Consider the following 22,784-nt stretch of genomic DNA (forward strand, 5'->3'; position numbering starts at 1 on the left):
CGTCGGAAGCAGCGCTAGACCGCAGATTCGGGGCACTAGCTAATGGCCGGTAGAGTGTCGGTTCATTTCCTCCAAAAGCTCGCGCATTGCATCGAACTGTGTGCCGAAGCCCTTCCAATCTCCAGACTTCAATCGCTCCACTGCTTGATTGTAGCGATCAAGCGCCTCCCGTGCCTGACTTGCCGCTGGGCTTGTGGCGGGGATCTCCTCCGTCGTGCTTGACACTGCCGGCGCAGCGCCGGGTTCCGTGAACAGCGCTGACAGGGCCTCCGCGAGCGTCTCCTTCATCACCACATGTTCACCATAGGCTGCTATCACGCGTTTCAGCTCCGGCAGGTGTCCGTGCTCCGCTCGCAAATAGAGTGGCGATACATAAAGGATCGAGTTCTCGATCGGGATCACAAGCAAGTTCGCGCCGCGTATTACCCGCGAGCCCATTTGATTCCATAGCGTGAGTTGTTGCGATATCTCTGTATTCTGATTGATCCGCGCCTCGATCTGGAACGGCCCGTAGACGAGTTTCTCCTTGGGGAACTCGTAGACGATCAGTTTGCCGAAGTCGGGCGCGTCGCAGCGCGCGGCGAGCCAAGCGATCATGTTGTCGCGGCGGCTCGGTACCATGGGAAGCATGAGGAAGAACTCGGCCTGCGGCTCGCCGGGCAGCCGCATGATGATGTAATAAGGGGTCATCATTGAGGTGCCGTCGCCGCCCGGCTGGCGCGGGAACTGCCAGAGATCCTCGCGATTATAGAAAACGTCGGCGGCCTCCATGTGGTAGGTTTGATAGAGCCGCGCCTGAATCAGGAACAGATCCTCCGGATAGCGAATGTGCCTCTGCAAGTCGGCAGGCATGGCTGTGAACGGTTTGAACAAGCTTGGAAAGATGCGCTGGTAGGTCGCCGCAATCGGATCGGCGGGATCGATCAAGTAGAAGTCGACGGTTCCGTTATAGGCATCGACGATAACCTTTACCGAATTGCGAATGTAGTTGAGATTGATATCTTGCGCGGGCTGCGCAGAGGGGAAATAGGAACTCGTCGTATAGGCGTCCTGCATCCAGAACATTCGCCCATCGCTGATCACCAGATAGGGGTCATGATCGAGCCTGAGGAACGGGGCGATCGTGCGCACTCGTTCCTGGATATTGCGGCGGATCATGATCCGGCTGTCGGTTGTGATGTAGTTTGAGAGGAGCAGGTTCGCGTCGTTGAAGTAGTAAGCGAACAGCGTCCTCCACACCATCGCTCCGATCGGAACGCCGCCGGCGCCGTCATAGACCGCATAGACGTTGTCTTTCCCCTTCGGATAATCGAACTCCGGTGCGCTCCCCTTGACGATGACGTAGTCGTCGCTCTCTTCACCGAAGTAAATCCGCGGCTCGCGGATCTTGGGACCCCCGTCTGCAACAGGAGGAATATCCCGCAAATAAAACAGCGGCAGTCCTTCAGCGCTCTTGCGGGTGACCGGGCTCATCACCGCGCCATTGCCATGAGTAAACAGCAGGTGGCGGTTGACCCAAGTCTGGGCGTTCGGCGGCAGCAAGGAGGATCGCATTTCGCGAGCCGAGAGCATCACGCTTTGGTAGGAACCATCGAGCCAGTAGCGATCAACGTCAAAATCATGGAATTTGTAGTAGGTGCGGATCTCCTGAAGCTGCGCGTAGGTATCCGACAAGGGCAGCCAATCCCACAGCCTGATATTTTCGATTGTCGCCTTGTTGGCGTCCAGCGTCTTGAACGTAAGCTTCTGTTCGGCACCAAACGGCTTGGCTGCGATCTGATCGAGATTGTAGGCCAGCCTGGTGAGCGCAATATTGCGTTCGATGTAGGGCTTCTCCAGTTGCAACTCGGTTGGCTTGACGAAGAAGTGCCGGAACAGCACAGGTACCGCGCCGGTCAGCACGAAGGAGCCGATGCCAACGAGGATGAACGCGGCGGCAGGAAGCCGATACGTGCGTACCCGGAGGTTTGCCCACGCGGCGAACGCCGCGATGATCGAAAGCCCAATCAATAGCCACAGGCCCGGCAACGCGACATGTATATCGCTGTAGCTTGCGCCGACGACCACGCCGTTGTCGCCGTAGAGCAGCAGATAGCGGTCAAGACCATAGGACCACGCCTTCACCGCGAAGAGAAGACCGGCCAGCGCTGAGCCGTGGGCAATCACGGTGGGCGACATTGATCGACCGTGAGCGTCGTATTCGATGTCGCCCTGCACCCAGTAGATCGTTCCGGCGAAGAGCGCACTCAGAACGAGGTTGAGCAGCATCCAGTTCTTGATGATGATATAGGCAGGCAGTACGAAGAGATAAAAACCGATGTCCTTGTTGTAGAGCGGATCGTCTGCGCCATAGTGCACGTGATAGAGAAACTGCAGGAGGGCGCCCCAGTTGCCGACTTCTGCCGCGGCGACCAGCAGAGCGAGCAAACCTGCACCGCCTGCGATCGCCCGGGACCACAGCAGTCGCTCGCGCATGAACGCGAACAGATCTGACGGCGGCACACTGCCCGTGGGTGTCCACGCGGAGGCGGCGACAGCTTGTGTCGGCTGCCGCCGGGCAAGGCGCACAGCGAACAATCCGTTCAGCCAAAGGATGACGGCGGTCGCCGTCCAAACGGCGAAAAAGACGACGGCTTTGGCGCCGATCGCCGTCAAGAAAACCTGCAGATAACCGACCGAGGAAAACCACAGCCAATCGACCAGGAAGTCGCTCGCGAGCCCGAGCAGCATCAGGCAAATCCCGACGACGACGGCCGCGATGATCAACCCGACCATGGCGCTTCGCCTTGGTGCCTTCCGTCCGGGTCCAGTAATCCCGATCGTCATGGTTGGATGATAGCGGAATTGAGGGACGCTTTCCGCTTGATTTGTGGTCGGGATTGCGCGTCAGGCGGGAGGCGCGGAAGTTCCGTCGCCGGGACGACGGAGCGAGCGAGGCTGTTCCGAACCTTTGGAGCCAGGGCCGGAGACACCGATGGCTTCTTGGCCAAGTTAGCTTGATCCGGACAAGAGAAGCCGAGCAAGAGCGCGGCTCTTCCCCTCATGACGCCACGGCTGGTACATGCGCGCGCCGAAACGCCGGCGCGCATTTCTATGCCAGCGTATGCACGATCACCGGTCCCGCGACCGCCGTGGCTGGCCCGATCAGCAGAGGCGCGAGATTCTGCTCGATCCACGCCAGCCCGCGTCTGTTCGACTCCTCCGCACCCGCATGGTTGTTGAAGATGCTGATCGCCGTCACCGTGTCGTCGGGCGCATAGACCACGTAATAGGCCATGAAGCCTTCGACATCACTGATGATCGGAATGGCACCCTCCTTGATCCTGCGTACCAGCTCTTCGGCCATGCCAGACTTTGCTTTGCCCTGACGAATGGCGGCATACATGGGCTCCTCCTTCACCGGCGGGCCGCCCGCAGTCGCGACTGCCGCGACCATGCATGACGCCAAGAATAGCCGGGGCGCGCGGGCAGCGGGATTTCCCGCGTACTAAGCGTACGCCATCCCCCGCAACGACACCATGGAAAGCCGCACGCTCGTCGGTCCCAGCAGGTCCAGCTTGTGATCGGGCACGGTCAGGTACCGCGGCATCCAAGTTGATGCCTTGGCCATGACGGAAGCCCACCGGCGTTGATGGCATCCGTGTCCGGGTTCACAGTTTTATTCTGAATGGTGGCAATTTGGCGCGCCACTCAGAATAAAACTGAGAACTCTTATATAATTGAAATTGCTATATAACTTCGACGAGATCTCCCACCTCATGTAATCCTCGCATGTGCCCAAACGGAGAGCGGCCCGAGCCCGTTCGGGAGAAGAAGCCTATTGCGGTGCTCGCGTACTCTCTACCGCCGACGGCGCGAGTATCCCGACTATCTCGCCATGGAGTTGGTCAACGACGACGAATTGCAGCTTGCGGGTGGAAGACCTATGTTGGGTCTATCATCAGGCAGCCGCCCATCGTACGGCGAGGGTCTGCAGGGAATGCCTCACGGTGGATGGTTTGCATTTTGCACCGGAGGTAATGTCATGTTCATTGCTCCCACGCTCCAGAAATACCTAGCCGCTGAAAACATCCAATACGAGGTGATCCCGCACGAACTCAGCATGACGTCCACTCGCACGGCTGAGGAATGCCATATCTCGGGCGATCGTCTCGCCAAGGGCATCGTGTTGCGGCGCGACGGCAAATACATGCTGGCCATCTTGCCCGCATCGCATCACCTCCGCCTGTCGGAACTGAGGACAAAACTCGGCGATAATGTCCACATGGCCGATAAAACCGAGATCAATCGACTGTTCAGCGACTGTGCACACGGTGCAGTTCCTGCCGTCGGCAAATGCTACGGGCTGGATATCATCGTCGACGATAGCATCGAGGCACAGCCGGAGATCTATATGGAAGCCGGCGATCACGAGACGCTGCTTCATATGGGTCACGCGCAGTTTGCGCGCCTGATGGCGAACGCATTGCACGGGCGCTTTAGCGCGCACGACTGAGGATTTGCGCACCGCCCATTGCCTTTGCGGTCTTGGGCGGGAACCCCGGCCGAGAAGTCGCTGTCAATTGTTCAGGAGGGTGGCGGCGACAGCGCCGGGGTTTGTCTGGTCGGATCGCCCGGGAATGAAGCTTTCTGCTGTGATTTCGCACCCGATCGGTTGTACAGTTCAGAAAATGGGGGGCGCTGCTGCATTGCATCAATGCAGCTGAAACCAGGAACGGAGGCGCGCCATGAAAGTCAAAGACGTGATGCACAAGGGTGTCGACTGGGTCAGCCCCAACACCCCTATCGCCGAACTCGCCAAATTGATGCGGGCGCATGACATCGGCTGCATTCCGATTGGCGAGGACGACAAACTGATCGGGATGGTGACCGACCGCGACATCGTCTGCAAAGGGCTCGCGAGCCACAACTTCGATGCCGGCCGCGCGACGGCGCGCGATGTGATGACTGAAGGCATCCATTGCTGCCGGGAGGACGATGACCTCGCAAAGGCGATGCATCATATGGAGAAGCTGCAGGTCCGCAGGCTGCCGGTGATCAACAAGAGCAAGCGGATGGTCGGCATCATCAGTCTGGGTGACGTCGGCCGTTCCGCGTCAGGTGATTTGCTGAACGAGACCGTCAGGAGTGTTTCGGCGCATCACTGAAATGCGGCCGGCGCTCCTCTTGCGATAGCCTCCAAGCCGCACGATCTTGGCGGCGACGAATTTTCGTGCGCCGTCTTCGACGAAGAAATGCCGCCCGCCCGGCGGCGGATAAGCCGTTCAAGCCTGCGGGGAATGGCAGACCTCACCATTGCTGGCGCCGGAATCTGGCGCTCTACTGCGGATATTCATATGCAGGTCCTACCAATGCGTATCGCACCGTGCCTTTGCCGGCATAACTGCGGGTGACGTTGGAGAACTCCGCCTTCGAAGGTGCGCGCTGCCAAAATATCGAAAACAACCCCATGCAAAGGTGCAGGCGGCCGGCATGGAGGCGTCGAAAGCAGGTTGACACGTCGGGCAAATCACGGGCATTTCTTCACCATCCCGCAATCCTGTAAAACGCCCGTCGCTCCGCAGCCATGCGGCGCGCCGGTTGCGATTGCGGCTCGACGTCCTCGCCCACCATTGCAACTGGAACGCCCAACCGCGGCGATCGCCGGCGCGTGACCCAATCGCGCGCCTGCCGCGCCCGTGGCCGAAGGGAATCTCGACATGAACACCGCTCCCGACCTCACCGTTATGCCGACCACGATCACCGCAACCGACCCGATGAACGCCGCCGCCGCCCCGAAAATAAAGCTTCTGTCGCATGGATTCTCCATCGACCATCCGGACCCCAAGATCGGCGACCAGCTCATGGCTGATGCATTGGGGGTCGCCGACCGCGAAGCGATGCATGGCATGATCAGACAGTTGGTAAAGGCCAGCGTGAGCGGCGAGAGTCCCGACGAGGTCAACCTCTCCTTCATGATGTCGATGGTGAAGAGCATTCGCCCCCGGGATTCCGTCGAGGCCATGCTGGTCGCGCAGATGGTTTCCGTTCATGTCATGGCGATGCGATGTGCCCATCAGCTTGCGCAAGCGGACGATCTCGCTCGGCACGACAGTGCTGCGCGCGCGCTGGGCAGGCTTGCCCGCACCTTTCCCGCCCAGATCGAGGCGCTCAACCGCTACCGGAGCCAGGGCGAACCTGCCATTAAGGTGCAGAACGTGTCGGTGGGCGACGGCGGCAAGGCCATTGTCGGCAACGTCACGCAGCATGCGCGTGTGATCGTATCGGACAAGAATCCGGGGTCCGCGGCGCAAGATGCGCCGAAGGCCGCGCGCGCCAGGCCAAGGCGCGATTCCGCCGCGGCCAGGCGGGAAGCCCAGGCATGAGCGATCACGTCAGAAATACCGGCCCGATGCTGGCGAGCCCACGTTGCGGCGCCAGGACCCGTTCCGGCGGCACGTGCCGCTCGCCGGCGGTGCACGGCAGGAAGCGCTGCCGCATGCATGGCGGTGCTCCGGGATCCGGCGCGCCAAAGGCAAACCGGAGCGCGCGCAAGCACGGCCTGTTCACCAAGGATGCGATCGCCGAGCGACGGCGGATTCAGGCGCTGTTGGGGGAAGCAAGGAGGCTGCTGGAGGAGATGAAGTGAGTGACTTTCGCAATGAGCGCGCAACGCCGCCACAAAATCGGAATGGATCAACGGGCCGATAAGAGGAGCTCACCAATACCTGCCCCTCCCACCAAAAGGACCACGTTTATGGAACATTTTAACCTTTTTTCCACTTGTAAAGCCGAATGTAAAGTGTCAAGTAAAGCGTCAAGCGAAGGGGCTCCGATGAGCAAGAAAATGAGCCGCGCGCCGGTCTATCTTGGCATGGCGCAAGTCCGATTTAACCGGCTTCTAGCTTTGGATAACTACGCGCCCGCCATACAGGAAGCGTTGCGGAAGTTGGGATATCCCGACTTCAGGAAGGTGATGGCCCAAACCTTCAGCCTGAATTTGGCGGGATCGATCGAGGGCGGACAAGCCGTGCCCGCGACCGCCGTTGCTCAGTACGTATTTTCCAACATGGAAAAAACGCTTGGGTTCATCCTGCTTCAGGATTCTCTGACCTATATGGCAACCGAATACGATGTATTCGAAACTTTCTCGCAGCGGCTTCTCGAAGGGCTGCGGATTATCGACTCGACCGTCGGCGGCCTGAGCTATACGGACCGAGTGGGTGTTCGTTACCTCGACGCGGTTTTCCCTGACACGGGAGACGAGCTTTCCCACTACCTGAATCCCTCCGTGTTCGGATTGGTTGAAAAGATCAGCGGTGAGCTTACGCATTCCTTTTTCGAAACCCGAAGCCAGCTAAAAAATGCGACCATTGTATCCAGGGTTATTGTCCAACCCGGTCCCGTTGGTATACCTCCTGACCTACAACCACTCCTGCTTGAGTTGCCCGAGCGCTTTAAAAATCTAAATGGTCTGCATGCGATCCTAGATAATGACTGTTTTACCGAATCGCGAATGAAATATGACAGCGCAAAACTAAAATCAGAGCTATTTATGCTGCATGATGAAATTGAGAAAATTTTTAAGCTCACAGTTACGTCTCACGCTTTGGAAAAATGGAAGTGATTCATGACAGCCCTCCCTAGCACACCGACTGCGCGTTGGTTTTCAGGTGCTGTTTTTGCTGCCGCCACTATTGCCTTGCAGGTCGGAACTGGCGGCCTAGCAACAGGCGAGTATTATCGAGCCAAAGGCGACAAGGGATATGCCTTTGCACGCTATGATACTCCCGAAAAACAAAACGTTACCGAGCGCACGCCAACTGAGGATATTGCGCGTGTCCGCGAAGTTCTCAAATTGACCGTCACCGAGCTTGCAACTGTTGTCGGAGTTTCGCGACAGGCTGTATACGACTGGCTATCGGGGAAACCAGTTGCTGCCGATAATGCCGATAAGCTCTCGAGCTTGGGCCGCGCTGCGGACGTGGTAGCGACAGAAGTGTTAAATCCAGTGTTTGCGCTTCGCAGAAAGTTAGCTGGCGGCAGGACGTTTATTGAATTTGTGAAGGACGGGGGAGACGCAGAGCACGCAGCGCTTACGCTTGTGTCGATGCTTCGACGGGAGAGTGAACAAAGGGACCGACTGCAAGCGCGGCTTGCGGCGCGAAAAGACCGAAAGATAGGATCTCCCGTAATGGGTGTGCCGATGCACAATGAGGAAAGTTAGCTGAGGCATGGCCATTTGGGATAGCAGCACCAAATGGCGTCAAGGCCATCTATTGCCCAAACAGGCGCTGAGCGAATTGGGTCTCTTGACGGGCGACAACTCGGAATCCACAATCGCCATTGTCATATCGCATGATTGCGATTTGTCTCAAGCGCCGGATACCGAACCAATGATTGAGATTATTGTCGGTCGCAAGGTCGGCAAGGTGGATGGCAATTACACTTTTGCAAAGAATACTCGTCGGCTTCATCTGGAATGTTCATCGGGCTCAACGATTATCTTGATAGATATTTCCGCTACCGCGAAGATGGCGATTCCAAAAAATTCTTTACTTCAGCATGACCCCGACTCGCATGTGCGTCTGTTTTACGAAGAACTAGTCATACTCCAACGGTGGTTAGTTGCACGGTACCAGCGGTCCGCGTTCGCAGATGGCGTTGGACGCAGTGGACAAGAGCTGACCGAGTGATTTAATCGAGTCCTCGATCTGGGATCGCTGCTCATTGAGAGACGAAAGGAGCGTCACCAGCGATGACCCTGCTTCAGTGAATGCCAGCGAGTGTTCAGTTAGAGATTGGAACGCGGTGGCCGCGACATCCATGTTCCGCGCGCTTTTGGATTCCTGTTCAATAAGCTCAGTGAGTTGCATCCGGTATGCGCTTTGCCATTCTAGCAATTTGCCGACGGCAGCGTTGAGTTGCTTGAAATTTTCGCCGAATTGGTCGCTGATCTTGCTGTTGAAATCTCTGATGACTTCCCGAAGGGCCTCTATAAGAGCTTTGGAGTTATTCTCAGTCGCTCGTTCCACAAATTCAGTTAGTGAACGACGCAGAGCATCCAGTCGATCATTGTTGTCCTGCCGTTGGAGCTTAATTTCGGATATGAGTGACCGACCATCGTTGTCCGCAACGGCCTCTCGGAGCGCTGCGATCTGATCAACGAGATCGTCCACAGTTGCGCCCTCAGATTTTCTGTGCGAGCCGTCCGATACTCCGAATAGCAGAAGTCTTAGCTTCAAGGATAACGCTATGAAAACGCCGGCCACGGAGGCGAAGAAAGCCGTCTTCAGACCGGCCAGTAGCCCTGGAATGCTGGTTTCGATGTCGCTTACATCGAACCCATACAGTCCTTCGGCGATGCCAACAAAGGTGAAGAAGATCCCGGCGGTCGTGAACAGCGTAGGTCCATCGTGCGCGGTCTTCTCGTTGTAGGCAAAAAAATGAACGATCGAGCCAGCAACGCATAGAAAAATGACGGCATACTGCGTCAGAAGCGGGAGTTTCTGAAATTCAGCGAAAAAAGAGATTAGCCATAGCTGCGCGGTTTCCACTGGCTGCCTTCCCCATATCCGGTAAAAGTGCAAACCTTACCCCTGCAACCGGCGCTACACGAGTTCAATTCAAGGTCGAGGCGATATTTGGTGCGGAATAGCGTGGAGAAGATTGGCTGTTATCCGGGTTAATCCCCTAGAATTCATCGGCACTCCGACGCGTTTCGAACGCGAGACCTTTGCCGTCGGATGGCGCCTCGGCTCCCTGCTAAGCCAAATTACAGTTGGAGAAAAATTGAAGAAGCAACAAGCGGCGGCGACAAATTGATATTCAAGCTATTGAAATCGCTGGCGCTCCCTAGGGGAATTGAACCCCTGTTTCAGCCTTGAGAGGGCCGCGTCCTAACCGCTAGACGAAGGGAGCGTTGGCTTCAGCCAATAGCCTTGAAATCGGCTTGCTGCAAGACAGCCGAGACCTATTTAGTGGGTCTGATCCCGCGCCAAACCGCGCTTTGCGGGGTTTGCGGATGAGAGTTCAGGGTTCGCTGACGAATTTCAGCCGGCCGGCCGGTTTCAGGGTCCGCGCATCGAAGGTCAGGATTTCGGTCGTCCCGCCTACATCCAGCGTCACCACCAGGCGATCGCCGGCTACATCGGTGGAAACGATGCGGGCGCCTTTCGGCAGGCTCGCCGTGACATCGGTGGCGGCGGCCGTCACACTTCCCTCTGACCGGAAAAGACGATAGCCGACGGCGATCAAAACAGCCGTTACGGCCAAGGCCGTGGTAAGGCTCGCGATCAGCATCATCCGCCGCACCCGCGCAAACAGCGCGGCCTGCTCGGGGGTCTGTTCGGGTGCAACAGTCTCGGTCATGCAGAACTCTTTTAGGATGGGCTCTTCTTTGGAACTGGCTTCGAACAACGGTCAAAGCCTGCAAGTTACCGTCGGCGGCGACGAGGGCTCGACCCGCCTTGACCGCGTGCTGGCGGCGCGGCTTCCGGGACTGTCGCGCTCGCGGCTGAAAGCGCTGATCCTCGCCGGCCACATCGCCGCCCGAGGCGCCCCCCTCCGCGACCCCGCTTATCATGTCGCCAAAGGCGATACGATCACAATCGACGTACCGGAAGCCATTGCCGCCGATCCCGGGGCTGAGGATATCGCGCTCGATATCGTCTACGAGGACGACGACATCATCGTCATCGACAAGCCCAAAGGGCTGGTGGTGCATCCGGCCGCCGGCCACGAGACGGGAACCCTGGTCAACGCGCTGATCGCCCATTGCGGGGCCAGCCTTTCCGGGATCGGCGGTGTCAAGCGTCCTGGGATCGTGCACCGGCTCGACAAGGACACCACCGGACTGATGGTGGTGGCGAAGAACGACCGGGCCCACCAATCGCTGAGCGCGCAATTTGCCGACCATGGCCGCACCGGAGAAATGCGGCGCGGCTATATGGCTTTCGTCTGGGGCGTGCCGAACCGGCAGCGCGGCACGGTGGACGCGCCGATCGACCGGCATCCCCATGCGAGGGAAAAAATGGCGGTCCGCGACGGCGGACGCGAGGCGGTCACCCATTGGGAGGTCCAGGAAACCTTCAATGGGCGCGACGGCAAACCGGTCGCCGCATTGCTCGCCTGTCAGCTCGAGACCGGGCGCACCCACCAGATCCGGGTCCATCTCGCCCATATCGGCCACCCCCTGATGGGCGACGCCGTCTACGGCCCGCACTTCAAGACCAAGGCAAGCCATCTCGGCCCCCAGAGCCGGGCGGCCTTGGCCGCCCTCGACCGCCAAGCGCTGCACGCATATCTCCTGACCCTGGAACACCCCCAAACCGGGGTGATTTTGGAGTGGATTTCGGATTTGCCCGATGACCTCGGCCACCTCAAAGATTCCCTGCGAGCGGCGCTATGACGCAGGGCGGTCCGAAAATCTTTGATATGACAACAGGTTATAGCTGCCCCACGGAGACGTGACCCCCGCGATCCTTCCAAATGCCCCCCGGAATGGTGTATGTTGCACGTGCGTTGAATATCCAACGCGGAACATCGCAGCGCGACTGGCTTTAACAAAGCGGCCGCCTGCCTGGCCCGCCGCTATCGGGGGCCTGAACCACTGGAGGGCGCTAAATGGCCCGTACAGCTACCCTGCCGATTCTCAATGGAGAATCCGGCCTATCCCGTTACCTCGCCGAGATCCGCAAATTTCCGATGCTGGAACCCCAGCAGGAATACATGCTCGCCAAGCGCTGGCGCGAGCATGACGATCGCGACGCGGCGCACCACCTTGTCACCAGCCATCTCCGGCTCGTGGCCAAGATCGCCATGGGCTATCGCGGCTACGGCTTGCCGATTTCCGAGGTCGTCTCGGAAGGCAATGTCGGCCTGATGCAGGCGGTGAAGCGATTCGAACCCGAGAAGGGGTTCCGGCTCGCCACCTACGCCATGTGGTGGATCAAGGCCTCAATACAAGAGTATATCTTGCGTTCCTGGTCGCTCGTGAAGATGGGTACGACCGCGAACCAGAAGAAGCTGTTCTTCAACCTGCGCAAGGCGAAGAGCAAGATCTCCGCGCTGGACGAGGGCGATCTCCACCCCGACCAGGTGAAGCTGATTGCCAAGCGCCTCGGCGTCACGGATCAGGACGTGATCGACATGAACCGCCGGCTCGGCGGCGATGCTTCGCTCAACGCGCCGATCCGCGACGACGGCGAAGCCGGCGAATGGCAGGACTGGCTGGTCGATAACTCGCCCAACCAGGAAGCCATCATGGCCGAGCACGAGGAGTTCGATCATCGCCGGCAGGCGCTGAACGGCGCTATCGGCGTGCTCAACCCGCGGGAGCGGCGCATCTTCGAGGCGCGGCGTCTGGCGGAGGAGCCGATGACGCTGGAAGACCTCGCCGCCGAATTCGGCGTGTCGCGCGAACGCGTGCGACAGATCGAAGTCCGCGCCTTCGAGAAGGTGCAGTCGGCCGTGAAGGGCACCATCGCCAAGCAGGAAGCGGCGGCACTCGAAGCCGCGCACTGATCGAGGCGGATTGAACGAGACGAAAAGCCGGCGGCAACGCCGGCTTTTTTGTTGGGTCGAATTGTCGGATCGTCACGGGCGCTTATGACGAGCCAACAGCCCCTCAATAATAATCCCGCAAATATTCCGCGAGGCTGTCGGGCTGGTTGAGATTGTCCCAGTCGTAGAGATCGCCATACAGCAACGCGCTCGCCTGGGTCTTGTAGTCCGGCGACACGTCGTCGGCCTGCGGCAATCCCCGGCCAAGAATGTCGCGATAATCCCTGTAGTTCGCCGCGGTACCGATGAAGATGCAAACGCAATGGGCCGGCTCGGCATAGAGATAGCGGAGGTCGCCGCCGTTCTTGTGAATGACAAAGCGGTGCGCCGGCAGGGCACGCAGCGCCTTTTGCCCGGCAGCATCGTTGGCGATCTTCACGCGGAAGCCGGCCGAGGAGAGAAGAAAGCTGTTCTTCTCAAGGAACGGTTTGCTGGGCGCCTCCAGCGCGACCAGGAGCGAGGTGCACAGCAACAGCACGATGGCTGGAAATACAAAGGCCGTGAGGCCGCCGGCGCGAAACCGCCGCCAACGGCCTACGGCAACCGGCCAGATCAATGATGCCGACATTGGAAATACCCCCTCGCCGCCGCGGAGGCTACAATGGCAAAGGTCCTGCGCCAAGAGGGGCTGAACCGGCGGGCAGTTTCGGCCGACCAAGACAGGCGAAATGTCGGCTCGAGGAAGCCATGTCGATCACGCTGCAATCAACCGTCGGCGGCTTCTCCGCCGAGTTCATGCGCCGGCTGCCGGCCCTTGAGCAGGCCATGATCGCGCATGGGCTGGAGCCCTCGCAGTTCGTGATTTCCAAAGACCGCGCCTCGGCCGCGGTGCCGCTGATCGGGCCGTTCTTCTACGATTACACGGTGTTCGTCGGCGACGACAAATTTACGGTGACCGAACCGAACGACAGCGTGTTCCTGGAATACTTTTTTCGCCGCTGCATCGAGCAGGATGACCTTGCGCCGGACGAACTTTCCCCAGACGATCTGCGCCAACGCCGTCCCGGCTTGATCAGCCGCATCTTCCGCTGGATGGCGCAGCCGATCTGACGCTTGTGAGATTCCGGGTTCGCGCCGACGCGCGCCCGGAATGACGAACTCCCTACTCCCCTTGTTGCCTCGCCAACGTTGCCAGCGCGCAGCCTTCGCAATAGCGGGCGTCCTTGAAATCGATCCAGTCATGGGCATAGACCCGCTCGAGCGGAATGCCGTAACGCGCGCGCAGCACTTTCACCAGGATCCGCCAGGCCGCGATCTGCGCTTCGGTGGCGGGGCGCGTCACGTCGGGATAATTGCCGGCGAATTCCACGCCGATCGAATTGGAGCCGATCACCTGGTGATAGGTCGGGCCGTTGTCGATATATTTGTTGTCATTGCGATTGGCGCCGTCGCCATGGGTCGGCACCAGATTTTCCGCCACCGCCCAGTACACCGTGCCGTCGGTTTCCACCCAGACGGTGACGCCGCGCCGCGTCGGGTTCTTCGACTGCTCTTGCGCGCCGCCACGCGCCGAGCCGGCGGGGCCCTCGGTCTGATGCACGATGATGTTGCGCCAGGGATGAGCCCTTGTCACGTCACCCCATGGGGCGAGCCAGACCATCTTCAGCCCGGGAATCCCGGGCGTACCCGTGCCGCGCGCGATGGCCCCAAGATCAGGTGTTTGCGCGGAGGCCGAAGCAGCGATCACGACGGCGAACAGCGCCATTGTCAGCAGGCGGAGATGCATGTTGAGTTGATAGCACGCTCAGGCGAGCTTCCGCAGCTCCGGCTGCTGCGCGGGCGCGAGCGGAGGTGATGGCGACGGGTCGTAGACGGCTTGGCGGTTCTTGCCGTCTTTCTTGGCGGCATAGAGCGCGTGGTCGGCGGCGGCCATCAGCCGGTCCGGGTACGGGCCCATCTCACGGCTCCATTGCGCGACCCCGATCGACAGCGAAATCGGAATTTCATCGCCGACACAGGCCGCGGCATCGGCGCGGCACACATCCAGGATGCGGCGTGCGATCATCGCGCCTTCGCGCAGCGTGGACGCCGGCAGCACGATGCAGAATTCGTCGCCACCGGTGCGCGCCAGCATATCGCCGGGCCTCAGCCGCGTCTGCGCCATCAGGGTGAAATGCTGCAGGCAGGCGTCGCCCGCGGCGTGGCCATGGGTGTCGTTGATCAGCTTGAAGCCGTCAAGATCGATCACCAGCAGCGCAAACGGCTTGCCGCTGCGTTCCGAGCGCGCGCATTCCTCGGTCAGCCGCTGCAGCAAATGCCGCCGGTTGCCGACGCCGGTGAGATCGTCGAGCAGCGCCAGATCGGCGACTTCGCTGCGCAGCCGGTCGACCGCCATCAGCAGGAAGCCGAAATTCAACGACAATGACAGGAACATCAACACCAGCACCAGCACCGACTGAACCGGATTGGCGTGGATATAGGAGTAGTCACCGCCGATGCCCAGCAGGCCGCCGGCGGCACGAAGCGCGTACAACGCGACAATGAGAATGGAGACGATGCCGGCGAGCCAGGCGCCGTGATTGATATCGCCGTCGCGCCGTGTCAGCAACAGCTTCAGCGTCAGCACCAGCGGCGCCGCCTGGCCCACCGAATAGACGAATATCCGCATCGGCACGCTGTCGTAGCCGACGATGAAAAAGACAAGCGTGGCGAAAGTCAGTCCGGTGATCAGCGCAGCGTCGCGCCAGGCGACTGGCTGACCGTAAAATCGCCTGATGCCCATCGCGGCAAGACATGCAGCGAAAATCATGGTGGTGCCACCGGCCAGCAGCGTCAGCATCGAAGGAATCTCGAAGCGCAGCATCGCCAGTGCGGCGCCAAGCGCGGCGGCAAACGCCGAGGCGGTCCAGAAACGCGCGGCTTCCAGCCCGGGGTAACTGCGCGCGACATAGGCCCAGATCAGGCCCAGCGCGAGAAAATTGATGACGAACACCGTCCAAAGCGTCGGAACGCTCAGCATCTATGAATGCAGGAGCCAAACGGCCCTGCCTCCCCTGTTATCGAACGACCCGCCCATGACCATCCCTGATTCAGCAGTAAAATGCAGCCGTGGCGCTTAACGGACTCTCACCGCGGAATCGGCAATCCATACCGTGGTTTTGAAATCATGAAGAAGCGCCTTCGTTGTTCCGGATCGACGCAATGGGCGCCTTCGCATTGGCGCATCGTTAACCCTGGAGCGGAGCGTCAGACGCGCTGATGTTCACCTCCGGCGTCATCGCCGGTGGCGACAAGACGATGGCGAGCGAAGATTTTCGCAAAATCGCACTCAAAAACGCATAACAGCTGTGGATAACGCGATGACACCGGCGTGACAGTACGGGGCAGCGGCCTGCGAATCTGCTGGGATTGCATTTGAGGATGTTGCGAGGCTGGCCCTCCGCCGAGCATGCCTCGTGTCGCGTTTCCATCCATTAAACCCTGAGAGGATACTATGGCTAAGAAAGCGAAGAAGGCGAAAAAGGCGAAGAAGGCGAAGAAAGCCAAGAAGAAGTAACGTTCAAGCCCGGGTGGGGCCCAAGCTCCGCCCGGGCACCCAGCCAAGGCGAAGCGATATTTGGAGACGGCGGGCCCTGCGCCCGCCTTTTTGATTCTTGAACCATGCGTGGTCGCGCCTCATCTCTCGGCAAACGCCAGCCGGATACCGAGCGCGGCAAAGCCGCCGGCGAAGCCGCGGCGCAGCCAGCTCATGACCCTCGGCCGCGTGACGATGCGGTCGCGGACGCTGCCTGCAAACAGGCCGTAGACCACGAAGACCACGAACGTCATCGCCATGAACGTGCCGCTCAGCTCCAGCATCAGAAGCAGCGGGCGAGGCTCGTCCGTGGCGATGAATTGCGGCAGGAACGCCAGGAAGAAGATCGACAGCTTTGGATTGAGGATGTTGATCAGGAAACCGGTGACGACCACCCGCTTGAGCGAGCGCGCCTCGAGGCGCGCATCGACCGCGAGCGCTCCCTGCTCGCGCAGCACCTGGAAGGCCATGTAGAGGAGATAGACCACCCCGCACCATTTCAGGGTCGCGAACGCCAGTGCGCTGGTGTGCATCACCGCGGCCAGCCCGAGCATGGCAGCGCACATCGACGGGACAATCCCGAGCGTACAGCCGAACGCCGCGGCAATGCCGGCCCGCGACCCCTTGGTCAGCGCGGCCGCCAGGGTGTAGAGCACGCCGGTGCCGGGCGAGGCGACCACGATGAAGGCGGTCAGGAGGAACGCGAGCGACATCGACGGTCTCCGATCAGTTGGAATCCAAAAGGAATTTTGGAAATTCTAGCACGCGCGGGAAGCCATGGCGCGCCCGGCGGGAAGTCATGGCGCGCCCGGTTGCCAAAGCCTTGCAGCCGTATAAGGGTTGCCGCGCAAGATCTTCCCGACATGGAGCTGGCCTGATGACTGCGATCCGTGGAGCCGCCGCCGCCGTGACGGGTGCTGCCAGTGCATCGGCCGGGCGCTCGCGCTCGAACTCGCCGCGCGCGGCTGCGATCTGGCGCTGGCCGATCGCGACGAGGCCGGGCTGCAGGCGGTCGCCGCCGAGATCGGAAAAGCCGGCGCGACGAAGGTCAGCGTGCACCGCGTCGACGTCTCCGAGCCCGGCCAGATCGAGGCCTTCGCGCAAAACGCTGTCGCCGCCCATGGCGGCCTCAACATCCTCATCAACAATGCCGGCGTCGCCCTGCTCGGCCAGTTCACCGAGATCGACCAGGCGCAGATGGAATGGCTGATGAACATCAATTTCTGGGGCGTGGTGCGTTCCACCCGCGCCTTCATGCCGCATCTTTCGCAGCGACCCGAGGCCCATATCGTCAATCTCTCCTCGATCTTCGGCATCATCGCGCCGCCCGGGCAATCGGCCTATGCGGCGGCGAAATTCGCGGTGCGCGGCTTTTCGGAAAGCCTGCGGCATGAGCTGGCGACGGCGAAAAGCCCCGTAAAACTGTCCGTCGTGCATCCCGGCGGCGTCGCCACCAACATCGCCCGCAACTCCCGCACCGGGGTAGGCATGACAGACAATGCCCGCCGCGCGCAATCGATCGAGCGGTTCGACGCGGTGGCAAAAACCACGCCCAAGGCGGCCGCGCTGCGCATCATCGAAGGCATCGAAAAAAACCAGCCGCGCATCCTGATCTGCAACGACGCCCGTTTCATGGACCTCCTGCAGCGGTTTCGGCCCGCCACCTATTGGTCTGTGCTGCAGCGGCGGATCGAGAAGGCGATGAACGCGGGGAAGTGAGGGATTTGAATTCGTCGTTGCGACTCCGCGAAGTATTCTGCTGAATTGGACCATCGATGCATTGGCAACGGCGGTGAGCTCCCCTCCCCCCGCGAAGCGGCGGGGAGGGGTCGGGGGTGGGGGGTGCCTCGGCGGACTCGCTGCCAGAGGAGCAAACCGATAGACCCCCCACCCCCGACCTCGAGAGCGAGCTTTGCTCGCCTCGGACCCCGCCACGCGCGAGGGCGCGTGGAGGGAGGGGAGGGATTGCGCTCGGACTTCTCTCCGTCATTGCGAGCGAAGCGAAGCAATCCAGCTTTCTTTCTTGTTGCACGATGGATTGCTTCGTCGCTTCGCTCCTCGCAATGACGGCAACACACACCTTCGCGATCTCGCCGCGCCTTGCGCGCGAGGTTTGGCCGGTTCGTTCGGCCCTCTGCAAACAGAGGGCGCAGGGAATGCCGGGCGTCCGATGCGCCCGATAGCCGCGTGTGCGGAAGTAGTGGTAGTGAGCACACGCGTTGTCAGGTCACACCGGGAAACACCCGGCATTCCCCGCGCAATGGTTTACGGCTTATGTCGTACTCTCCCCGGCGATCGGGCTTTTTTGTCACCATCGCCGGCGGGAATTTCTTCCCGCCGACTTGACGCCAGCGTCGAGGCGTCAGGACCACACGATTTTGCCGTCCGCCTCACGCGCCGTTCGTCAAAGGCGCTTCCAGCGTCCACCGCATCCCGACCCGCATTCGTGACGATCGCGAAACGCCCCTCAGATTGGGACGGGACGGCAGCGCTTATAAGGTGATTTGCACTTTCGGAAAACCAGAATATTTTTCGCGGAAGGGCTGGACAGGCCATTCAGTGATTTGCCCGTCGGGTGGATTAAATACCTAACCCGACGCGTGACCGGTGAGGACGATTTGCGAACGTCGGGCGATCGTACACGTCGCTCGTCCTGCAAACGGTCGTCATGCCCCGCGAAGGCGGGGCATCCAGTAATCGCCGCGGCTAGCGATGAAATCGAGAGGCTGCGGCGTACTGGATCACCCGCTTTCGCGGGTGATGACAACCGTGGGTGCGGCGGAATGACGGCGCCTAACTCACCGCCCGACCAGCTGGTCGGCGAAATAGGCGATGGTCTTGCGGTAGATCGTGGCGTGATTCCATTCGCGCATGGCTTCGAAATTCGCGCTGCCCTCCTCGTAAGAACCGCCCATCTTGAAGCCGTTGGTGTGCAGCAGGTTGGCGGTGGAGGCGAGCACGTCCGGCACCGAGTGGCGCAGATCGACGCGGCCGTCGCCGTCGAAATCGACGCCGTACTTGATGTAGGACGACGGCAAAAACTGCGTCTGCCCGATTTCGCCGGCATAGGCGCCGATCAGGTCGCGCAAGGGAAGATCGCCGCGCTGCACGATCTTCAACGCCGCCAGCAATTCGCCCTGGAACAGCTCGGTGCGGCGGCAATCATGCGCCAGCGTGGCGAGCGTGCGGATGACCGGCAGCCTGCCCATGTCGCCCTTGCCGAAATCGGTCTCCAGCCCCCAGATCGCGACCAGTATCTGCCGGGGCACGCCGAACTGCGCCTCGATCCGCGAGAATAGCGCGGCATGCCGCTGCAGCATCGCCCGCCCGCCATTGATGCGCCCTGCGCCGACGCGGGTCGAGACATACTGCTCGAACGACTTGTTGAAAGTGTAGCGCTGGCGGCGGTCGAAATTCAGCACGGAGGCGTCCTCCGTGACACCAACGAATGCCTGTCCGGTCACGCCTTGCGAAATGCCGGCGGCCGCCGCCTCCGCCGAGATGCTCGCGACAAAACTGTTGAAGTCGCCGCCGCATTTGGCGGCAAGTGCGGGAGTAGCGAGGGTGACAACGCAGACGAGGATAGCGAGGCGGAGGCGATGCATAAGGAGATATTCCTACAAAACGATGATCTCCATGCCTCTTAGCACCTCCCATCGCTTCTTTCGAGAGCCGGTCACGGTGACCCGCGATCCACGCTATAGCTCCGGCCGATATGAAGAAAGAAACGGAGAGTAGCGGACTGCCGGACGGCCGGTGCGAGAGTTCGATGAGAGCTCAACGGAAATTCCAGCTTCCGGATTGGGGAGTTCAGCCACACAGCCTCCAGATAACAGCCGTTGCAATATACAACCTTTGAGTTAATCTCCTTGCGAAACGGCGGGAGTTTCCGATGGGCCCTACCATGCAGATGCCACCTCAGCGCAGGCCTGCCACCACGTCGCAGCGGGCGACAGTTCGTGCTCCGGCAGAACGAGATCCAAGCCCAAGCTCGGAAGAATTAGCGCGAGCGGCAGCGCAGGAGGAGGCAGACAGGCTTGAAACCCAAAAGCGGGAATCTGCAAGACTGGAACGCGAAAGAGCCGAACAAGAGGCTGCAGCGCGAGAACTTCAAAGAATCGAAGCGGAGCGTCTTGCCAGAGAACACCGGGAACGGGTGCAGGCTCACTATTCTTACGTGCAAGATAAGTGGGATTTGTTTCAGCAGCTCCGGCACGATGCGCCGCCTGTGTTGTTGGCACTAGAGAAAAAATACGAGCTGGAGGCGTTTCACAAGTTTCTCGCGGCTGAGACGCCCCGAATTCTGGATCGCAGTGCGATCGACCGCTTCGAAGCGGAGATAAATTCGCAGGCCAAAGAGGCAGAGGCAGCTTTTCTGGCCATCAAGCAGTCGCTCGAATCCACCTCGCTTTTCAACAATCTCCGTAAGCTGCTTGGAAACGCCAAGCTGCTTGAGCTCCTGCGCAAATGTAAGGTCTCCGTTTCCGCGCCGGAACTCGGATCGCCTGGACGCGAAGCTGTGGCATCGGCCCGCAAATTCCTGCGGCGTGCATGGAGCGGCCGCTTGGATCTGCAGGCCCAGGGATTATTTTCCGTCCACCGTTGCGCGGGCAAGACAATCATGCATCTGGGATCGAGTGCATTCGGCAGCATTTTTATCACGTTGCCGCAATCTCTTGAGCCAGAGGCTATGGCAGAAGCCTTTTTGTCGGAGATAAAAAAGGCTTCATCCAAGTTTATCCCTCAGAACGGAACGCTTGCGGTCGTCGATGGAGATCATCAAAGCATAAATTATCAACGCATCTTCCAAAGCAATATCGTAGTGCGGTCGGTAAAAGATGATTGCGAGGGGCTGGCGAAGAATCTGCACGAGATGCTTGGGCGAGAGCCTCCCAATGCGGACAATACGGCCTTGCATTTTGGCGTACCGGCGAGTCAGGGCGAGTTGAACAGCGTATTCAAGGCGGGCGGAGCAGATTGGGACTTGTGGAGCGACGTTGCTCCGCTCTGGGCCAACCGCGCGGGGCGCCACGGGTTTGATAGGACAAGCAGTGCGTCGTCGCAGCAGATACTGGATTCTCTTTCGACGTCGAAGAATGTAATCATCGTGGTCGCCCATGGAGACCAGCGCAAGATTTATCTGCCGGCGCCGCCTCCCGAGGGATCCGAGCTATCTGCCGAGCAGATCATTGCGCGAAAGGCGGAAATCAGCGCGAACAAACCAGTCGTCTACCTTTTCTGTTGTGAAACGGCCGAAATTTCGGACCTGGGCAGCTTTTCACAAGTGCTGCTGGAGTGCGGCGCCGCCGCTGTCATCGCGCCACAAACAAAAATCGATGCCGAGCGAAGCGTTGATTTTTTTGAAAGCATCGTAGACCGCAAAACGAAGTCCGGCGACAATTCCCTGACGAACTTGAAAGAGGCGAAGCGCTCGTCCAAATATAGTGAGATGGAGATTTGGCTTGGCTGATTTTTCCGAAACGCTCTCGAGATATTTTTCGCTGTATGGGCCCGCACCTGCTTTTGGCGGCAGCACTGGGAGCGAAAATAAGCGCCAGGTTCAGCTCTTTGGCGGCGTGGCTCTTGGTGCCGTTTGCAAGGTCATCTATGATGCCTTCACGAGTGCCGGAAACCTCGGGTGGAAGGTGTTCGCGGTCGCGCTTATTGCGAGTCTGGTCGTCTTCCCCCAGTTGTACTATTCAGGCGGACTGAACAGAAAGAAACTCACATTCGCGCACTGGGCCCTCGCCTTCCAAAATGGGTTCTTTTGGAGTGTGGCACTTTCTGAATTGACGAAAAAATTGGGATAGTCGCGAGGATACGGCTGCTCGCGCGACCGGCTTAAGCGCAACGTCGGCCGCGGTCTGAACAAATTCCCGGCGAGACCACCGCCCGGCCGCCGCCCCTCACTCGCCGCCGTCGATCTGGCGGCCCATCAGCGCGATGGCCTTCTGATAGACCCCGGCCGCATTCCAGGCCTCGATGGCGGCGAAGTTGGGCTCACCGGGCTGGTATCCCGCGCCTGCGCGCCAGCCGTGCGCCCTCAGGAAATTCGCCGTCGAGCTTAGCGCGTTGGCAGCATTGTCGAGATTGCCGGTGCCGTAGGCCAGGATGTTCTTGGGCAGGAACTGGGTCTGCCCGACTTCGCCGTGCATGGAGCCGCGCTGGCTAGGCGACATCGTACCGCGATCGATCAATTGCAGCGCCGCGTAAAGCTGCTCCGTAAAATATTCCGGCCGCCGGCAGTCATAGGCAAGCGTTGCGATCGACGAGAGCATGTTCTGATTGCCGCGCTGGCTACCGAAGCCGGTCTCCATCCCCCAGATCGCGATCAGCGGACCGGGCGGCACGCCATAGCGCTGCTGGATCGATGCGAACAGACCTGCCTGGGATTGCTTCATGGAGCGTCCGCGCGCGACGATGGTCGCCGCACCCCGCTTGGCGAGAAACGCATCGAGCGAGAGACCAAAACTTCGCTGGCCGCGATCGGCATTGATGGTCGCCTGGGCGTAGTTCGTCGCCATCAGCGCCGAGACGGCCGATGCGCCAATGCCTTTTGCTCGCGCTTCGCTTGCGAACTCGCTCTTCCATGCCTCGAAGCCGGCGGCCGAACTGCCGCAATGGGCAGCGCGGGCACAGGCGGTGAGGCAGACGAGGATGGCCAGCGCGACGAAGGCAGACGAAGTAAATTCTTTGCGCTTGGTCATGAGAAACTCCCTGGATAAGC

The 22,784-nt window shown here is 60.1% G+C and carries 22 protein-coding genes, 1 tRNA gene and 1 pseudogene; 13 read left to right on the forward strand and 11 right to left on the reverse strand.

Translation table 11 applies throughout. The features are described 5' to 3' along the window. Nucleotides 1-39 precede the first annotated feature (39 nt). Together B5525_RS03830 and B5525_RS03835 are read right to left on the reverse strand one after the other, a co-directional pair. Nucleotides 40-2,775 (reverse strand): UPF0182 family protein, encoded by a 2,736-nt coding sequence (locus B5525_RS03830; RefSeq protein ID WP_079564761.1) that lies wholly within the window; start codon nucleotides 2,773-2,775, stop codon nucleotides 40-42. Between the two features lie 316 nt (nucleotides 2,776-3,091). Next, nucleotides 3,092-3,385 (reverse strand): antibiotic biosynthesis monooxygenase, encoded by a 294-nt coding sequence (locus B5525_RS03835; protein WP_079572907.1) that lies wholly within the window; start codon nucleotides 3,383-3,385, stop codon nucleotides 3,092-3,094. A 639-nt stretch (nucleotides 3,386-4,024) separates the two neighbouring features. Here B5525_RS03835 and B5525_RS03840 point away from each other — a divergent pair. From B5525_RS03840 to B5525_RS43555, 7 genes are all read left to right on the forward strand, one after another. Further along, nucleotides 4,025-4,495 carry an aminoacyl-tRNA deacylase gene (locus B5525_RS03840; protein WP_079564762.1) on the forward strand — a complete coding sequence of 157 codons (471 nt, stop codon included), beginning with the start codon at nucleotides 4,025-4,027 and terminating at the stop codon, nucleotides 4,493-4,495. A 232-nt stretch (nucleotides 4,496-4,727) separates the two neighbouring features. Next, nucleotides 4,728-5,147, forward strand: coding sequence for a CBS domain-containing protein (locus B5525_RS03845; RefSeq protein WP_079564763.1), 420 nt, complete (start codon nucleotides 4,728-4,730; stop codon nucleotides 5,145-5,147). Between the two features lie 609 nt (nucleotides 5,148-5,756). Beyond that, complete coding sequence (locus tag B5525_RS03850; protein ID WP_244567824.1) at nucleotides 5,757-6,365, forward strand: hypothetical protein; 609 nt, start codon at nucleotides 5,757-5,759, stop codon at nucleotides 6,363-6,365. Then, the gene (locus B5525_RS03855; RefSeq protein WP_079564764.1) at nucleotides 6,362-6,628 is read left to right on the forward strand and encodes an HGGxSTG domain-containing protein; all 267 of its coding nucleotides are present in this window, start codon (nucleotides 6,362-6,364) and stop codon (nucleotides 6,626-6,628) included. Before B5525_RS03850 ends, B5525_RS03855 begins: the two co-directional genes overlap by 4 nt. Before the next feature lie 186 nt (nucleotides 6,629-6,814). After that, on the forward strand, nucleotides 6,815-7,606 hold the full coding sequence (locus B5525_RS03860; RefSeq protein ID WP_172899811.1) for a TIGR04255 family protein: 792 nt from the start codon (nucleotides 6,815-6,817) through the stop codon (nucleotides 7,604-7,606). 3 nt (nucleotides 7,607-7,609) lie between these two features. Then, complete coding sequence (locus B5525_RS03865; RefSeq protein ID WP_154073049.1) at nucleotides 7,610-8,206, forward strand: helix-turn-helix domain-containing protein; 597 nt, start codon at nucleotides 7,610-7,612, stop codon at nucleotides 8,204-8,206. Between the two features lie 7 nt (nucleotides 8,207-8,213). Then, nucleotides 8,214-8,675, forward strand: coding sequence for a hypothetical protein (locus tag B5525_RS43555; RefSeq protein WP_154073050.1), 462 nt, complete (start codon nucleotides 8,214-8,216; stop codon nucleotides 8,673-8,675). Here B5525_RS43555 and B5525_RS03875 read toward each other — a convergent pair. The 3 genes from B5525_RS03875 to B5525_RS03885 all read right to left on the reverse strand — a co-directional run bounded on the left by B5525_RS03875 (nucleotide 8,604) and on the right by B5525_RS03885 (nucleotide 10,350). Beyond that, nucleotides 8,604-9,536, reverse strand: coding sequence for a hypothetical protein (locus B5525_RS03875; RefSeq protein WP_154073051.1), 933 nt, complete (start codon nucleotides 9,534-9,536; stop codon nucleotides 8,604-8,606). The two genes, B5525_RS43555 and B5525_RS03875, sit on opposite strands and share 72 nt — an antisense overlap. 289 nt (nucleotides 9,537-9,825) lie before the next feature. Next, a tRNA-Glu gene (locus tag B5525_RS03880) sits at nucleotides 9,826-9,900 on the reverse strand. Nucleotides 9,901-10,011: 111 nt separating this feature from the next. Continuing rightward, complete coding sequence (locus tag B5525_RS03885; protein ID WP_079564770.1) at nucleotides 10,012-10,350, reverse strand: hypothetical protein; 339 nt, start codon at nucleotides 10,348-10,350, stop codon at nucleotides 10,012-10,014. 16 nt (nucleotides 10,351-10,366) lie between these two features. Here B5525_RS03885 and B5525_RS03890 point away from each other — a divergent pair, with 16 nt between their 5' ends. Both B5525_RS03890 and rpoH read left to right on the forward strand, forming a co-directional pair. Then, nucleotides 10,367-11,389: an RluA family pseudouridine synthase gene (locus B5525_RS03890; RefSeq protein WP_154073052.1), complete on the forward strand. Its 1,023-nt coding sequence runs from the start codon at nucleotides 10,367-10,369 to the stop codon at nucleotides 11,387-11,389. Between the two features lie 215 nt (nucleotides 11,390-11,604). Then, entirely contained in the window at nucleotides 11,605-12,504 is a 900-nt protein-coding gene (gene rpoH, locus B5525_RS03895; protein ID WP_079564771.1) for an RNA polymerase sigma factor RpoH, read from the forward strand. A gap of 103 nt (nucleotides 12,505-12,607) precedes the next feature. Here rpoH and B5525_RS03900 read toward each other — a convergent pair whose 3' ends face one another. Then, on the reverse strand, nucleotides 12,608-13,111 hold the full coding sequence (locus B5525_RS03900) for a hypothetical protein (RefSeq protein WP_244567825.1): 504 nt from the start codon (nucleotides 13,109-13,111) through the stop codon (nucleotides 12,608-12,610). Nucleotides 13,112-13,230: 119 nt separating this feature from the next. On the opposite strand from B5525_RS03900, the gene B5525_RS03905 reads away from it, so the two are divergent. Then, nucleotides 13,231-13,593, forward strand: a complete 363-nt coding sequence (locus tag B5525_RS03905) for a hypothetical protein (RefSeq protein WP_079564773.1) — start codon at nucleotides 13,231-13,233, stop codon at nucleotides 13,591-13,593. A 52-nt stretch (nucleotides 13,594-13,645) separates the two neighbouring features. Here the strand turns inward: B5525_RS03905 and B5525_RS03910 are convergent, their stop codons facing one another. The 3 genes from B5525_RS03910 to B5525_RS03920 all read right to left on the reverse strand — a co-directional run bounded on the left by B5525_RS03910 (nucleotide 13,646) and on the right by B5525_RS03920 (nucleotide 16,770). Beyond that, a complete protein-coding gene (locus B5525_RS03910; RefSeq protein ID WP_079564774.1) occupies nucleotides 13,646-14,269 on the reverse strand; it encodes a peptidoglycan recognition protein family protein in 624 nt (207 codons plus the stop codon). 18 nt (nucleotides 14,270-14,287) lie between these two features. Further along, nucleotides 14,288-15,502, reverse strand: a complete 1,215-nt coding sequence (locus tag B5525_RS03915) for a GGDEF domain-containing protein (protein ID WP_079564775.1) — start codon at nucleotides 15,500-15,502, stop codon at nucleotides 14,288-14,290. Nucleotides 15,503-16,158: 656 nt separating this feature from the next. After that, the gene (locus tag B5525_RS03920) at nucleotides 16,159-16,770 is read right to left on the reverse strand and encodes a LysE family translocator (RefSeq protein WP_079564777.1); all 612 of its coding nucleotides are present in this window, start codon (nucleotides 16,768-16,770) and stop codon (nucleotides 16,159-16,161) included. Between the two features lie 164 nt (nucleotides 16,771-16,934). Here B5525_RS03920 and B5525_RS03925 point away from each other — a divergent pair. Beyond that, a pseudogene (locus tag B5525_RS03925) lies at nucleotides 16,935-17,776 on the forward strand (SDR family NAD(P)-dependent oxidoreductase). 1,079 nt (nucleotides 17,777-18,855) lie between these two features. On the opposite strand, the gene B5525_RS03930 reads toward B5525_RS03925, so the two are convergent. Further along, nucleotides 18,856-19,662, reverse strand: coding sequence for a lytic murein transglycosylase (locus tag B5525_RS03930; RefSeq protein ID WP_079564778.1), 807 nt, complete (start codon nucleotides 19,660-19,662; stop codon nucleotides 18,856-18,858). 287 nt (nucleotides 19,663-19,949) lie between these two features. On the opposite strand from B5525_RS03930, the gene B5525_RS03935 reads away from it, so the two are divergent. Continuing rightward, nucleotides 19,950-21,527 carry a hypothetical protein gene (locus B5525_RS03935; protein WP_154073053.1) on the forward strand — a complete coding sequence of 526 codons (1,578 nt, stop codon included), beginning with the start codon at nucleotides 19,950-19,952 and terminating at the stop codon, nucleotides 21,525-21,527. Continuing rightward, on the forward strand, nucleotides 21,520-21,867 hold the full coding sequence (locus B5525_RS03940; protein ID WP_079564781.1) for a hypothetical protein: 348 nt from the start codon (nucleotides 21,520-21,522) through the stop codon (nucleotides 21,865-21,867). The genes B5525_RS03935 and B5525_RS03940 overlap by 8 nt, the downstream gene beginning before the upstream one ends. Nucleotides 21,868-21,963: 96 nt before the next feature. Here B5525_RS03940 and B5525_RS03945 read toward each other — a convergent pair whose 3' ends face one another. Continuing rightward, nucleotides 21,964-22,764 (reverse strand): lytic murein transglycosylase, encoded by an 801-nt coding sequence (locus tag B5525_RS03945; protein WP_079564782.1) that lies wholly within the window; start codon nucleotides 22,762-22,764, stop codon nucleotides 21,964-21,966. Between the last annotated feature and the right edge of the window lie 20 nt (nucleotides 22,765-22,784).

This window comes from Bradyrhizobium erythrophlei, assembly GCF_900129505.1.
Classification (GTDB): domain Bacteria; phylum Pseudomonadota; class Alphaproteobacteria; order Rhizobiales; family Xanthobacteraceae; genus Bradyrhizobium; species Bradyrhizobium erythrophlei_D.

Excerpts from the sequence above, each read along its gene's own strand:
- B5525_RS03830 (WP_079564761.1), bottom strand. The coding sequence starts at position 2,775 with ATGGTCGGGTTGATCATCGCGGCCGTCGTCGTCGGGATTTGCCTGATG.
- B5525_RS03835 (WP_079572907.1), bottom strand. The coding sequence starts at position 3,385 with ATGTATGCCGCCATTCGTCAGGGCAAAGCAAAGTCTGGCATGGCCGAA.
- B5525_RS03840 (WP_079564762.1), top strand. The coding sequence starts at position 4,025 with ATGTTCATTGCTCCCACGCTCCAGAAATACCTAGCCGCTGAAAACATC.
- B5525_RS03845 (WP_079564763.1), top strand. The coding sequence starts at position 4,728 with ATGAAAGTCAAAGACGTGATGCACAAGGGTGTCGACTGGGTCAGCCCC.
- B5525_RS03850 (WP_244567824.1), top strand. The coding sequence starts at position 5,757 with ATGAACGCCGCCGCCGCCCCGAAAATAAAGCTTCTGTCGCATGGATTC.
- B5525_RS03855 (WP_079564764.1), top strand. The coding sequence starts at position 6,362 with ATGAGCGATCACGTCAGAAATACCGGCCCGATGCTGGCGAGCCCACGT.
- B5525_RS03860 (WP_172899811.1), top strand. The coding sequence starts at position 6,815 with ATGAGCAAGAAAATGAGCCGCGCGCCGGTCTATCTTGGCATGGCGCAA.
- B5525_RS03865 (WP_154073049.1), top strand. The coding sequence starts at position 7,610 with ATGACAGCCCTCCCTAGCACACCGACTGCGCGTTGGTTTTCAGGTGCT.
- B5525_RS43555 (WP_154073050.1), top strand. The coding sequence starts at position 8,214 with ATGGCCATTTGGGATAGCAGCACCAAATGGCGTCAAGGCCATCTATTG.
- B5525_RS03885 (WP_079564770.1), bottom strand. The coding sequence starts at position 10,350 with ATGACCGAGACTGTTGCACCCGAACAGACCCCCGAGCAGGCCGCGCTG.
- B5525_RS03890 (WP_154073052.1), top strand. The coding sequence starts at position 10,367 with ATGGGCTCTTCTTTGGAACTGGCTTCGAACAACGGTCAAAGCCTGCAA.
- rpoH (WP_079564771.1), top strand. The coding sequence starts at position 11,605 with ATGGCCCGTACAGCTACCCTGCCGATTCTCAATGGAGAATCCGGCCTA.
- B5525_RS03900 (WP_244567825.1), bottom strand. The coding sequence starts at position 13,111 with ATGTCGGCATCATTGATCTGGCCGGTTGCCGTAGGCCGTTGGCGGCGG.
- B5525_RS03905 (WP_079564773.1), top strand. The coding sequence starts at position 13,231 with ATGTCGATCACGCTGCAATCAACCGTCGGCGGCTTCTCCGCCGAGTTC.
- B5525_RS03910 (WP_079564774.1), bottom strand. The coding sequence starts at position 14,269 with ATGCATCTCCGCCTGCTGACAATGGCGCTGTTCGCCGTCGTGATCGCT.
- B5525_RS03915 (WP_079564775.1), bottom strand. The coding sequence starts at position 15,502 with ATGCTGAGCGTTCCGACGCTTTGGACGGTGTTCGTCATCAATTTTCTC.
- B5525_RS03920 (WP_079564777.1), bottom strand. The coding sequence starts at position 16,770 with ATGTCGCTCGCGTTCCTCCTGACCGCCTTCATCGTGGTCGCCTCGCCC.
- B5525_RS03930 (WP_079564778.1), bottom strand. The coding sequence starts at position 19,662 with ATGCATCGCCTCCGCCTCGCTATCCTCGTCTGCGTTGTCACCCTCGCT.
- B5525_RS03935 (WP_154073053.1), top strand. The coding sequence starts at position 19,950 with ATGGGCCCTACCATGCAGATGCCACCTCAGCGCAGGCCTGCCACCACG.
- B5525_RS03945 (WP_079564782.1), bottom strand. The coding sequence starts at position 22,764 with ATGACCAAGCGCAAAGAATTTACTTCGTCTGCCTTCGTCGCGCTGGCC.